Source organism: Pelagibacterium luteolum (assembly GCF_900100665.1).
In the GTDB taxonomy this organism is placed as follows: Bacteria; Pseudomonadota; Alphaproteobacteria; order Rhizobiales; family Devosiaceae; genus Pelagibacterium; species Pelagibacterium luteolum.
Genome location: NZ_FNCS01000008.1, coordinates 68,135 through 80,936, shown reverse-complemented (window position 1 = coordinate 80,936; position 12,802 = coordinate 68,135). Strand labels below are relative to the sequence as shown.

Annotated in this window: 8 protein-coding genes; 7 read left to right on the top strand and 1 reads right to left on the bottom strand. The window is 59.5% G+C overall.

Going from position 1 to position 12,802, the window contains the following annotated elements:
- Positions 1 to 65 precede the first annotated feature (65 nt).
- Genes BLR31_RS13360 through BLR31_RS13345 form a run of 4 tightly spaced genes read left to right on the top strand, consistent with a single transcriptional unit; the run spans position 66 to position 5,635 of the window.
- Complete coding sequence (locus BLR31_RS13360; RefSeq protein WP_090597190.1) at positions 66 to 1,193, top strand: AI-2E family transporter; 1,128 nt, start codon at positions 66 to 68, stop codon at positions 1,191 to 1,193.
- Positions 1,171 to 1,911 carry a P-loop NTPase family protein gene (locus tag BLR31_RS13355; protein WP_090597189.1) on the top strand — a complete coding sequence of 247 codons (741 nt, stop codon included), beginning with the start codon at positions 1,171 to 1,173 and terminating at the stop codon, positions 1,909 to 1,911. Before BLR31_RS13360 ends, BLR31_RS13355 begins: the two co-directional genes overlap by 23 nt.
- Positions 1,912 to 1,925: 14 nt before the next feature.
- Positions 1,926 to 4,097: an RNA degradosome polyphosphate kinase gene (locus tag BLR31_RS13350; RefSeq protein ID WP_244505059.1), complete on the top strand. Its 2,172-nt coding sequence runs from the start codon at positions 1,926 to 1,928 to the stop codon at positions 4,095 to 4,097.
- Complete coding sequence (locus BLR31_RS13345; protein ID WP_176762655.1) at positions 4,094 to 5,635, top strand: Ppx/GppA family phosphatase; 1,542 nt, start codon at positions 4,094 to 4,096, stop codon at positions 5,633 to 5,635. The genes BLR31_RS13350 and BLR31_RS13345 overlap by 4 nt, the downstream gene beginning before the upstream one ends.
- Before the next feature lie 7 nt (positions 5,636 to 5,642).
- Here the strand turns inward: BLR31_RS13345 and rnd are convergent, their stop codons facing one another.
- On the bottom strand, positions 5,643 to 6,800 hold the full coding sequence (gene rnd, locus BLR31_RS13340; protein WP_090597183.1) for a ribonuclease D: 1,158 nt from the start codon (positions 6,798 to 6,800) through the stop codon (positions 5,643 to 5,645).
- Between the two features lie 155 nt (positions 6,801 to 6,955).
- Between rnd and aspS the strand changes: the two genes are divergently transcribed.
- The 3 genes from aspS (at position 6,956) to BLR31_RS13325 (ending at position 12,795) form a co-directional block, all read left to right on the top strand.
- Positions 6,956 to 8,740 carry an aspartate--tRNA ligase gene (gene aspS, locus BLR31_RS13335; protein ID WP_090597285.1) on the top strand — a complete coding sequence of 595 codons (1,785 nt, stop codon included), beginning with the start codon at positions 6,956 to 6,958 and terminating at the stop codon, positions 8,738 to 8,740.
- A 96-nt stretch (positions 8,741 to 8,836) separates the two neighbouring features.
- Positions 8,837 to 10,402 carry an EAL domain-containing protein gene (locus BLR31_RS13330; protein WP_090597181.1) on the top strand — a complete coding sequence of 522 codons (1,566 nt, stop codon included), beginning with the start codon at positions 8,837 to 8,839 and terminating at the stop codon, positions 10,400 to 10,402.
- Positions 10,403 to 10,512: 110 nt separating this feature from the next.
- A complete protein-coding gene (locus BLR31_RS13325) occupies positions 10,513 to 12,795 on the top strand; it encodes an NADP-dependent malic enzyme (RefSeq protein ID WP_090597179.1) in 2,283 nt (760 codons plus the stop codon).
- The last annotated feature ends 7 nt before the right edge of the window (positions 12,796 to 12,802 follow it).

The window sequence follows — 12,802 nt, the reverse complement described above, 5'->3', positions numbered from 1 at the left end:
GGCTATAATCGATGGCTGATAGCGGCTCACGGCGCTAGGTGCAAGGACAACAATCGGGGACTCCCATGTCGCTCAAGACCCAGCTCTTAGCCTGGTGCATATTGCTGGTCGTGATCGGACTGTTTGTCTGGTTGTTCCGCGGCATTCTCCTGCCGTTCGTTTTGGGCATAGGCCTGGCCTATCTCCTCAACCCGCTCGTCGGCAAAATGGCGAGTGGTGGCCTACCCCGATGGCTGGCGGTCGTCCTGGTCATGTTGTCCGTCGCGTTGCTCGTAATCCTCGTTTTCTTGATCGTCGTGCCGTTGCTTGTTCAGCAGGCCATCGGCCTGGCGGGTAATTTGCCGTTCTATTTTGGTCAGTTGCAAACATTCGTTGAGTCCATGGTTCCGCGATTGGAGCAGTGGCTTGGCCCTCAGCGCATGGGCGAACTGCAAACCGGCATCGAGCAGATGTTTGCCGACGTCATCGGCATCGTCACAAATCTCACCGGTCAGATTATGCAATCGGGCGCGGGCCTCATTGGTTCGCTCACGGTATTGATCGTCACACCCGTCGTTGCGGTTTACATGCTGTTTGATTGGGACCGCATGTCGGCAAGCGTTAACGGCATGCTGCCGCCGCGCTACAAAAGCGAAGTTGGTGCCCTGATGACTGAAATGGATCAGGCGATCGGCGGGTTTTTGCGCGGGCAGGGAGCGGTCCTGCTCATTCTGGCCGCCTATTACGGTATCGCGCTGTCGCTGGCAGGGCTTCATTTCGGTCTCGCCATCGGCATCATGGCGGGGCTTTTCAGCTTCATTCCATATCTTGGCTCGTTCCTGGGCCTCGTGCTCTCAATGGGCGTGGGATTGGTTCAGTTCTGGCCGGACTGGGTGATGATTTCGGTGATCGGGGCGATCTATCTGTTCGGACAATTGCTCGAGAGCTATTTCCTTTACCCCAAGCTGGTCGGCTCCTCGATCCGCCTCCATCCTGTGTGGATGATGTTCGCCATCTTCGCGTTTGCGACCTTGTTCGGTATCGTTGGCGTTCTTCTGGCCGTCCCGTTGGCAGCCATCAGCGGCGTCTTGTTGCGCTGGGCGGTCGCCAAGTACAAGCAGAGCCCCCTTTACACCTACCATGAAGAACCGGACGCGCCGGCGGATGTGGTGATGACACCCGAGAGGCACGATGCGGTCCAAAGCGGCAAATAATATCCTGCCCGATCCGCACTCACAGGGTATCGCGCAACTCGTGCTGGACCTCGGTCACGTCGAGGCGCGGTCGCAGGATGATTTCATGGTCTGTGCGGGCAACGAGCTGGCGTTTGCACATGTGCTGGCCTATCCGGACTGGGCGATGCCGCTGACGCTTCTGGTAGGGGCCCCAAAATCAGGCAAGACCCATCTGGCAGGAATATGGATAGGGCGCTCTGGCGCCCTGGTTGCTGGCGCCGACGATTTGGAAACGCTTTCGCGAAAGGGTGGCCGGCATCCTGTTCTCGTCGAAGATGCCGACAGGGCGGGCTATGATGAAGCAGCGCTGTTCCATCTTTTAAACCAATCCATGCGTGACGAGCGTCCCTTGCTGATTACGGCCCGCACGCCTGTGCCCGATTGGCCATTCAAGACCAACGACGTCAAATCGCGAGCCCGTCTGGCGGCGCATTTCTCGCTGACTGCGCCCGATGACATCTTGTTGTCGCAGATGTTGGTGAAATTGTTCGCCGACAGGCAGTTGTCGGTCGATCCGAAAGTGATTTCCTATCTCGTCGGGCGTATGGAACGTTCCAGCGAAGAGGCGGTTGCGCTTGTGGATCTGGTCGATACCCTGTCACTGTCACGCGGTCGAGCCGTTACGCGCGCCATCGCTGCGGAGGCTCTGAACATGCGGGCCGCCGCGCATGGCGAACCTTTAGATCCGGAAGGCTGAACGATATGGACGACATGGCTTATACTACCGAGACGTCTGAAGACCTGTCGCCTGACATCGAAGCCCTGCGGTCTAGCCCGGCGCGTTTCGTCAATCGCGAGGTGAGCTGGCTTCAGTTCAACATGCGGGTGTTGGAAGAAGCTGCCAATCCGCACCATCCTTTGCTCGAGCGGCTGCGGTTCGTATCGATCTCTGCCAATAACCTCGACGAGTTCTTCATGGTGCGTGTGGCGGGGCTAAAGGGCCAGTTACGCGCCGGTTTGCCGCGCGAGAGCGCCGACGGCATGACCCCGTCTGAGCAGATCGAAGAGATCACGACGCTGGCCCAGCATCTTCACCTGGAGCAGCAGGATCAGTGGCAAACAATCCGCGAGGAGTTGTTTGAGCAGAACATCGTCATCCATGAAGCCAAGGATCTTGCACCCGAACAGGTAGAGTTTCTGCAAAAGATATTCCGCGAGGAGATATTTCCGGTCCTCACGCCCATTGCGATCGATCCGGCTCACCCCTTTCCGTTCATTCCCAATCTCGGTTTTTCCCTCGCCTTCCAGCTCGATCGCGCCACCGATAATTCGCGCCTGACCGCATTGGTCCGCATCCCCTCCAATCTGGATCGCTTCATCAAATTGCCGACAAAGGCGATTTCGGACCGCCAGGTCGAAATGGTGACCGTGGAAACCATGGTCAAAATCTTCTTTCACAAGATTTTCCCAGGCTACAATGTTGTCGGCAATGGGTCATTCCGCATCGTTCGGGACAGCGAAATCGAAATCGACGACGAAGCGGCGGACCTCGTGGTCGAGTTCGAATCCGCGTTGCGTCAACGCCGTCGTGGGCAGGTGATCCGGCTCGAGATTGAACGCTCCATGCCGCGTTCGCTCAAGCGCCTCATCGCAGAAGAGCTAGGCATCACGGCCGAGGACACGTTCGAAGTTGATGGTTTCATGGCGTTGGCCGATGCAGGCAAGATTTGTGAGCTCGATAGGCCCGAGCTCAAGTTCCCGCGCTATCACGCGCGCTTTCCCGAGCGCATCCGCGATCATCACGGCGATTGCTTTGCTGCGATCAAGGAAAAGGACATCGTCGTCCATCATCCTTACGAGAGTTTCGACGTCGTGGCCCAGTTCGTGGCGCAGGCAGCGCGCGATCCTGATGTCGTTGCCATCAAACAGACCCTATATCGGACGTCCAAAGACTCACCCATCGTCAAAGCCCTGGTTGCGGCAGCTGAAATGGGCAAGTCCGTGACTGCCCTCGTTGAATTGAAGGCCCGGTTCGACGAAGAGGCCAATATCCGTTGGGCGCGGGATTTGGAGCGGGCAGGAGTGCAGGTTGTCTTCGGCTTTATCGAGCTCAAGACCCATGCCAAGCTCAGCCAGGTGGTGCGGCGCGAAAAGGGCAAGCTCGTCTCTTACTGCCATGTCGGAACGGGCAATTACCATCCGGTTACGGCCAAGATTTACACTGACCTTTCCTATTTCACTGCCGATCCGACCCTCACGCGCGATGTCGCGCGGGTGTTCAACTTCATCACCGGCTATGCGCGGCCTAGCGAGTTGGAAGCGATTTCGATCTCGCCATTTTCGCTCCGTGCCAAGCTGATGGAGCATATCGCTACGGAAATGGAGCTGGCGCGTCGTGGCGAGCCTGCGGCCATCTGGTTCAAGTGCAATGCGCTCGTTGACCCCGAACTGATCGACGCGCTTTACGGGGCTAGTCAGGCAGGGGTGCAGATCGAGCTGATCGTGCGCGGAATTTGCTGCCTACGTCCGGGAATTCCGGGCTTTTCCGAAAACATTCGCGTCAAATCGATCGTTGGTCGTTTCCTTGAGCACTCGCGTATCTATTGCTTCGGTAATGGCCGCGAGATGCCCTCGCGCGACGCTGCGGTTTATATTTCCTCGGCGGACCTTATGCCGCGCAATCTCGACTGGCGCGTTGAAACGCTGGTGCCCATCAAGAACCGTACGGTTCACCGCCAGATTCTCGATCGCATCATGGTCGCCAATCTGCGCGATAATCAGCAAAGCTGGGAAGTTCTGCCCGATGGCACGGCTCAGCGGATCATGGCCGGCGAGGGCGAAGAGGCCTTCAATGCGCATGACTACTTCATGACCAATCCATCCCTGTCAGGGCGCGGCAGTGCCCTTCATGGCGATGGAGACGACGAGGACAACGACCTTTGATACGTTTCTGGAGCGTTGAATCCGATCCGGCCGGGCAGGGGCGTCTGGCGGGCGCCAAGCCGGTCGCCGTGCTCGACATCGGCTCGAACTCGGTGCGTCTTGTGGTTTACGAACGGCTCGCCCGCGCCTTGACCGTGCTCTACAACGAAAAATCATCGTCCACTCTGGGCCGCGGCGTCGCCGCCAGCGGCAAGCTCGCCGAGACAAGCGTTGCAAGCGCGCTCAAGGCCATTCGCCGCTTTGCACTGGTCTGCCGCCTGACCGAAGTCGGAGAGATTTACGCCATTGCGACCTCTGCAACGCGTGAGGCGAGCAATGGGCCGGAGTTCGCTAGGGCCGTCGAAGAAATCATCGGCGTTCCCGTCCGCGTTCTGTCGGGCGAGGAAGAAGCCCATTTCGCTGCCTACGGTATCGTCGCCGGCATGCCCGATTTCAAAGGCGTCGTCGGGGATCTGGGCGGCGGCAGTCTTGAGTTGGCACAAGTCGAGGACGGTGAAGATACCGGCGGGGAAACCCACGAGCTCGGTGTCATCCGCCTTCAGGACGACAGCAACATGTCCTCCAGTAAGGCCGTTTCGATCATCCGCGAGCGACTTCAGTCGTCCAAGTTGCTTGAGCCAGGAAAACGCAAGACGTTCGGCGCAATCGGGGGAACCTGGCGCTCTCTGGCAAAGCTCCATCAGGCGCGGTGCCAATATTCCTTGCACATGGTGCAGGACTACGCGGTTCCGGCCGCTGAGATCATCAGCTTGTGCGACGAGCTGGTCTCGGGCAATGGCGACAAGAAACTCGTCAAAGGCATCGAGACGGTTTCGGGTTCGCGCAAGGACCTTTTGCCATTCGGCGCCGCTGTTCTGGCCGAAGTTCTCCGCGCTGGAAAATTCGAGGAAGTGGTGTTTTCAGCGCTCGGGGTTCGCGAGGGCTATCTCTTCGATATCCTCGACGAGGGCGAAAAAGCGATCGATCCACTGCTGCAGGCTGCCGAGGAGATATCGCTGCTGCGCTCCCGGGCCCCGGAGTTTTCCCACGACCTGATCGTCGCCAGCAAAGCGTTCTTCGACCTGGTTGGCGTCTCGGAAACCCAAGAAGAGACCCGGCTTCGTGAAGCTGCGTGCTTCATGTCCGATATTGGCTGGCGGGCCCACCCGGACTATCGCGGGGAACAGTCCATACAGGCCGTCGCGTTTTCCGATATCGTCGGCGTTTCACACGCGGGCCGCGCCTTTCTGGCGCGCACGTTGGCGTTCCGCTACATGGGCTTCAAGCAGAAGAGTCCCAGCGCCAAGCTTCTTGATCTGACAGGCTCTAAGCTCGGCAAACGCTCCAAGCTTCTCGCTGCCTATTTCCGTGTCGCCTATCCGCTGGCCGCGGCGATGCCCGGCATCATTCCGCGCACCTATTTCGCCATCGATGGCAAGACGCTGGTTTTGCATCTGCCGTCAGATCTCGCCTTCCTTGATGGCGACCGCATCCGGGGACGCCACAGGCAGTTGGCGTCCGAGGCCGGCTTTAAAGACGGCACGATCCAGATCGATTGATAGGCGCCTACTGCGGGTCTACAGGGACTTCGATCACGCCCGTGCGGGTCGCGGCCAGCGCCAGTCGTCCGTGCTTGATCGCCAATGCTTTGTCGCCGAACAGCTTCCGCCGCCATCCCTGCAAGGCAGGCACGTCGGCGTTGTCGTCCAGAACGATAGCATCGATATCGTCGGACGACGCGATGATCCGGGTCGCGACGCCATTGTTGTCCGCCACCGCTTTGAGCCATACGCGCAGCAGATCACCAATCGCGCCCTTGGGGGAAGGCCCACGCGGACGATCGGGCATAGCCGGCAGCGCCGACTTGTCCATCGCTTCGACCTGTTTGATAACCTCGATGATTTCACCCGCAGCGCTCGATCGTCCGAACCCGCGCGGCACGGCGCGTAGCTTTTCGAACGCATCGGGACGGGTGGGGCGCTGCGTCGCCAATTCGGCCAGAGCATCATCCTTGATGATTCGACCACGCGGTTGATCATTGTCCTTGGCCCGCTGCTCGCGCCAAGCGGCCAGAGCCTGTAGAGCAGCAAGATCGCGTGGCTTATTTACCCGCGCCTTGACGCGCTTCCAGGCATCCTGCGGCTGGATCACATAGGTATCGACGCTTTCAAGGATCGCCATCTCGTCGGCGACCCACGACTCGCGCCGCGTCTTGGCGATCTCCCCACGCAGCGCCTCATACATGTCGCGCAAATGCGTCACATCGGCCAATGCGTAAGTAAGCTGCTTTTCGGTCAGCGGTCGGTGCGACCAATCGGTAAAGCGCGAGCTTTTGTCGATCTCGGCACCCACGATCGAGCGCACCAGATTGTCATACGAAATCGAATCGCCATGCCCGCAAACGCTTGCCGCGACCTGCGTGTCGAAGATCGGGTGCGGCACGGTGCCGAAAAGCTTGACGAAGATTTCGATATCCTGCCGCGCTGCGTGGAAAACCTTGGTGACCTCTGGATTGGCCAGCAACTCGGCAAATGGCGCGAGGTCGATCCCATCGGCCAGCGGGTCGATGATCACCGCTGTATCGATCGTCGCTGCCTGTACGAGGCACAGCTTGGGCCAGTAGGTTGTTTCGCGCAAAAACTCTGTGTCGACGGTGACGAAGTCGTACCCTGCGGCATCCTTGCAGAACGCTTCGAGTTCCCGCGTCGATGTAATGACCTGCATTGAGTTCGATATCCAATTGGAAAAAACGTGCTGGCTCTCCTAGCAGCAAAGCCGCACGCCGCCTAGGGTCAGCACCTGTGGCGGCTTGACATTTGAGGCGTCACATGCGCTTTTCCGGCACGAATTTCCCATTCCGTTTCGAAAGTTTTTCCCTGATGCATCGCTATCGTTCGCACACCTGCGCCCAGCTCAAAAAGGCAGATGTCGGCTCGACCGCGCGTCTTTCGGGGTGGGTCCACCGCATCCGCGACCATGGCGGCCTGCTGTTTCTCGATCTGCGCGACCACTATGGCATGACCCAGTGTGTCGTTGATCCCGATTCCCCTGCCTTTTCGGCCGCTGAAGGTATCCGCGCCGAGTGGGTCGTACGCATCGATGGCGAGGTCAAGGCCCGCACGCCGGAAACCACCAACAAGAACCTGCCCACCGGCGAAATCGAAGTGTTCATCCGCGAGATCGAGGTGCTCGGCAAGTCTGCCGAACTGCCACTCCCGGTGTTCGGCGAACCCGACTATCCCGAAGATATCCGCCTGCGCTATCGCTTCCTCGATCTGCGCCGCGAAACGCTGCACGCCAACATCGTCAAGCGCTCAAAAATCATCGCAGACATGCGCGCCCGCATGAACGAGATCGGATTTGGCGAGTATTCGACGCCGATTCTTACCGCTTCGTCGCCGGAAGGCGCGCGCGACTTTCTCGTGCCCAGCCGTATCCATCCCGGGAAATTCTTCGCACTGCCCCAAGCGCCCCAGCAGTACAAGCAATTACTTATGGTGGCGGGGTTTGATCGCTATTTCCAGATCGCTCCGTGTTTCCGCGACGAAGACCCGCGTGCCGACCGCCTGCCGGGTGAGTTCTACCAGCTCGACGTCGAGATGAGCTTTGTGACCCAGGAAGAAGTCTGGGACACGATGGAGCCGGTCCTGCGCGGAACATTCGAAGCCTTTGCCGACGGCAAGAAGGTCACGCAGAAATTCCCGCGCATCCCCTACGACGTGGCAATCCGGAAATACGGCTCGGACAAGCCCGACCTGCGCAACCCGATCGAAATGCAGGACGTCACCGACCATTTCCGCGACTCCGGGTTCAAGGTTTTTGCCGGCCAGATCGCCAACGATCCCAAGGTTGAAGTCTGGGCGATTCCTGGCCCGACTGGTGGAAGTCGCGCCTTCTGTGATCGCATGAATGCCTGGGCGCAGGGCGAGGGTCAGCCTGGACTTGGCTACATCTTCTTTAAGGACGGTGCGGGTTCTGGCCCGATTGCTAAGAACATTGGTGAAGAACGCACCGAAGCGATCCGCGCGCAGCTTGGTCTTAAGGACGGAGATGCCGTCTTCTTTGTCTGCGGCGTGCCTTCGAAGTTCTATTCGTTTGCCGGTGCTGCCCGTACCAAGGTTGGCACAGACCTCAATCTCATCGACCTCGACAGCTTCGAGTTGTGCTGGATCGTCGATTTCCCGTTCTATGAATGGGACGAGAACGAAAAGAAGATCGAGTTCGCCCACAACCCGTTCTCGATGCCACAGGGCGGCCGCGAGGCGCTCGAGACCCAGGATCCCCTGTCGCTCAAGGCTTATCAGTACGACGCGGTCTGCAATGGTTTTGAAATCGCCTCTGGCTCCATCCGGAACCAGGAGCCCGATACCATGATCGCAGCGTTCGAAAAGGTCGGTCTGTCGCGTTCCGACGTGGAACAGCGTTTCGGCGGCCTCTATCGTGCGTTCCAGTATGGTGCGCCGCCGCATGGTGGCATGGCAGCGGGTGTGGATCGCATCGTCATGCTTTTGTGCGGCGTGCAGAACCTGCGTGAGATCACGCTGTTCCCCATGAACCAGCAGGCCGAAGACCTGCTCATGGGCGCGCCGAGTGAGGCCTCGCCACGCCAGTTGCGCGAATTGCATCTGCGGCTCGACTTGCCGGCTGACAAGAAGAAGGGCTGAGCCTGCATCGTTAATGCGCACTTAAAGCCTTGCCCGTAAGGTGAGCCTAGGGGCTCAACACTAAGCGGGCAGGGCGTGCGTTCGCGATTTTCCAAAATGCTGCTTGTCTTGGTCGCACTACTGGCATTCCTGCCGGTCGTGGCGGTGGATTTCGTCCTCGACAGCTATGTCAAGGCGCGCGAGACCGAGCAATTGCAGACGGTGGCCGATGTCGTCACGCGTGATGCCATGGCCAGCGTGCACGAAGGCATCGCGTCGCTCCATCGCATCATCGCCGACAGCCCCTCGCTTTGTGCCGCGACGTTTCGCGGCAACGTCAGCCGCGAGCTCCAGTCCAGCTCCAATCTGCGCCAGGTCATCGTCGAAAATCTCGATGGCGTGCAGTACTGCTCGGCATACGATGCGGGCGTCAGCTATCGCGTTCAGTCCGAGAGCCTGACGATACCCGGCTATAGCGAAACGCTCAGCATCGTCACGCTGGACGGCGATTCCTCGCCGCTGCTCAAGATCACGCATCGTTCGAGCCAGCAGCGGACACTATCTGTCCTGCTTCCGGCCACGCCAATCCTCTTGCGCGGTGTCGGCCCGCTGTTGGGGGAGGGCACGTCTGTTGAAGTGGCCCTCACAAGCGGCGCCCCGATCATGACACTGGGCGACAAGGGGCCCGGCGCGACCGATAGTGCGGACACGCTGATGGCCCGTTCGTTTGCCGGCGAAATTCCACTTCGCGCCGAAGTTGCTGTGCCGTTCTCGCTTGTTCGTGCGCAATACACCCAGTTGGACGTGACGCTGACCATCGCTGCCTGCCTTATGGGTGCGATCCTTCTTGCGATGACCCTCCAGTATGCGCGGCGCACCAATATCGGACCGTTCGACCTCGAGCGCGCCATTATGGCCGGCGAGATGAAGCCGTATTATCAGCCTGTCATGAACCTCAAGACAGGCAAGCTCATCGGTTGCGAAGTGCTCATTCGCTGGGTCAAGAAAAACGGCGAGGTCGTCCCGCCCGGCGCCTTTATCGATTATGCCGAAATGAGCGGGCTCGCCATTCCGATGACACTTAGCCTGATGGAGCAGGTGCGGTTCGATCTCGACCACATCTGCCGTCAGGTTCCCGATTTCAAAGTGTCCATCAATCTTTTCGAAGGTCATTTCCGCGACGGTTCGATCGTCGAGGACATCCAGTCCGTCTTTGACGGCAGCGGTATCAGCTATCGACAGTTGGTGTTTGAGATTACCGAACGCCGTCCACTGGACGACAGGAACGCCGCCAACCGGGTCATGACGGCAATGCACAAGCTGGGCGTTCGCATCGCCATGGACGACGCCGGTACCGGCCACTCGAACCTCGCCTACCTGCAGACATTGGGTATCGACATCATCAAGATCGACCGAATCTTTGTGGAGATGATCAAAGACCCGACCGATCCCGTTCCAGTGATCGACGGTTTGATATCGATGGCGCGCGAACTCGACATCGATATCATTGCCGAGGGCGTCGAGACCCAGGCCCAGGCGCTTTATCTGCGCGGCAGGGATGTTGTGCTGGCTCAGGGCTATCTTTTTGCCCCGCCCATGCCGGCAAAGCCCTTCCTCACGCTGGCCCACGCCCTTAAGCCGCAGCCCCGCCAGAGCAACATCGCGCAGGATATCGCTGCTTAGGTTTGTCGCGAAAACCCAAGCTCGATCTCACAGCCCAAAAGATGGACCGGCAAGCCTTCCATTTTCGTTCGATTGGTGGCACTTAAAGCGCCGCAAATCGAGGAGACGGCATGACCGACGAACCGCGCGATCCGCAGAAGGCCCTCAAAGAGGCCGCGCTGCATTTCCATGAGCATCCCAAGCCCGGCAAGATCGAAATCACGCCGACCAAGCCGCTGGCCAATCAGCGCGACCTGGCGCTTGCCTATTCGCCCGGCGTTGCAGCGCCCTGCGAGGAAATCGCCGCCGATCCCGAGGCTGCTGCGAAATACACGTCGCGCGCCAATCTCGTCGCCGTCATCTCGAACGGCACTGCTGTCCTCGGACTGGGTAACATCGGTGCTCTGGCGTCCAAGCCGGTCATGGAAGGCAAGGCGGTTCTGTTCAAGAAGTTCGCCGGTATCGATTCCATCGACATCGAGATCGACGAGCAGGATCCCAAGAAATTCATCGAGACCGTTGCCCCGCTGTGGCCGAGCTTTGGTGGCATCAATCTCGAAGACATCAAGGCTCCCGACTGCTTCGAGATCGAAGAGGCGCTCAAGGCGCGCATGTCGATCCCGGTCTTCCACGACGACCAGCACGGCACCGCGATCATCGTGGCTGCTGCGGTCCTCAACGGTCTGCGCCTCGCCGGCAAGGATATCTCTAAGGTCAAGATCTGCACGTCCGGCGCCGGTGCCGCCGCCATCGCGTGTCTTAACATGCTGATCGAAGTCGGTGCGAAGCGCGAAAACATCTGGGTCGCCGACCGCGAAGGGCTGGTCACCACCCGCCGCGACAATTCGGTCGACCGCTGGCGCGGTGCGTTCGCCCAGGACAGCGACAAGACATCGCTGGCCGAAGTCATGGACGGTGCGGATATCTTCCTCGGCCTCTCCGCCGCAGGGGCGCTCAAGCGCGAAATGCTCAAGGACATGGCGGAAAATCCGCTGATCCTGGCGTTGTCCAACCCTGTGCCCGAGATCATGCCGGAAATCGCTCAGGAAGAGCGCCCGGACGCCATGATCTGTACCGGGCGGTCGGACTATCCTAACCAGGTCAACAACGTCCTGTGCTTCCCCTTCATCTTCCGTGGCGCACTCGACGTGGGTGCAACCACCATCAACGAAGAGATGAAGGCGGCCGCCGCGCACGCTATCGCCAAGTTGGCCCATGAGCCGGTGCTCGAAGCGATCCCCAGTGGTGCGTCCACATTTGGTCGCGACTACCTCATTCCCAATCCATTCGATCAGCGCCTGATCCTGCGCGTTGCGCCGGCTGTCGCCAAGGCCGCGATGGATTCGGGTGTGGCCCGTCGGCCCATCGAAGATTTCGATGCCTATAAAGACAGCTTGAACCGCTTCGTCTTCCGGTCCGGCATGGTCATGAAGCCAATGATCGAGCGTGCCCGCGCCGCCGGTCAGCGTATCGCCTTTGCCGATGGTGAGGACGAGCGCGTGCTGCGCGCCACCCAGGTGATTCTCGAAGAGCAGATGGCCCAGCCGATCCTCATTGGCCGCCCTTACGTCATCGAGCAGCGCATCGAGCGTTTCGGCCTTCAGCTGACGCCCGGCAAGGATTTCGAGGTCATCAACCCCGAAGACGATCCGCGCTACAAGGAATACGTCGCAGAGTTCCATTCGCTGGTGGGCCGCTCAGGCGTCACGCCCGACACCGCTCGCACCATCGTGCGCACCAATACCACGATCATCGGCGCCCTTGCCGTCAAGCGTGGCGATGCCGATGGTCTGATCTGTGGCCTGCAGGGCCGCTACATCAAGCATGTGCGCGACATCAAGTCGGTCATCGGACTGTCTGAAGGCATTTCAGATGCATCAGCGCTGTCGATGCTCATCATGCCGCGCGGCGTGTTCTTCCTTGCGGACACCTATGTCAACATGGACCCGAGCGCCGACGAACTCGTTTCGATCACGCTCCAGGCCCGCGATCACCTCAAGCGCTTCAACATCGAAGCCAAGGCGGCGCTGCTCAGCTATTCCAACTTCGGTTCCCGCGAGGGATCGACGTCGGAGAAGATGAAAGCGGTTTACGACAAGCTTAAAGTCGTCGCCCCCGACCTCATCGTCGAAGGCGAAATGCAGGGCGATCTGGCGCTCAACCAATCGCTCCGCGATCGCTACATTCCCGACTCCATCCTGCGCGGTGAAGCCAACCTTCTGGTCTTCCCCAATCTCGAAAGCGCGAATCTTTCCATGACCTTGCTCAAGGAAATGAACAACGCGCTTCCAGTCGGCCCGATCCTTATGGGCACCAGCAAGCCCGCCCATATCCTGGCGCCCTCGGTCACCAGTCGCGGCATCGTCAACATGACGGCCGTCACGGCCAATGAGAGCCTCGCGCTTATCCGCTAAATAAAAA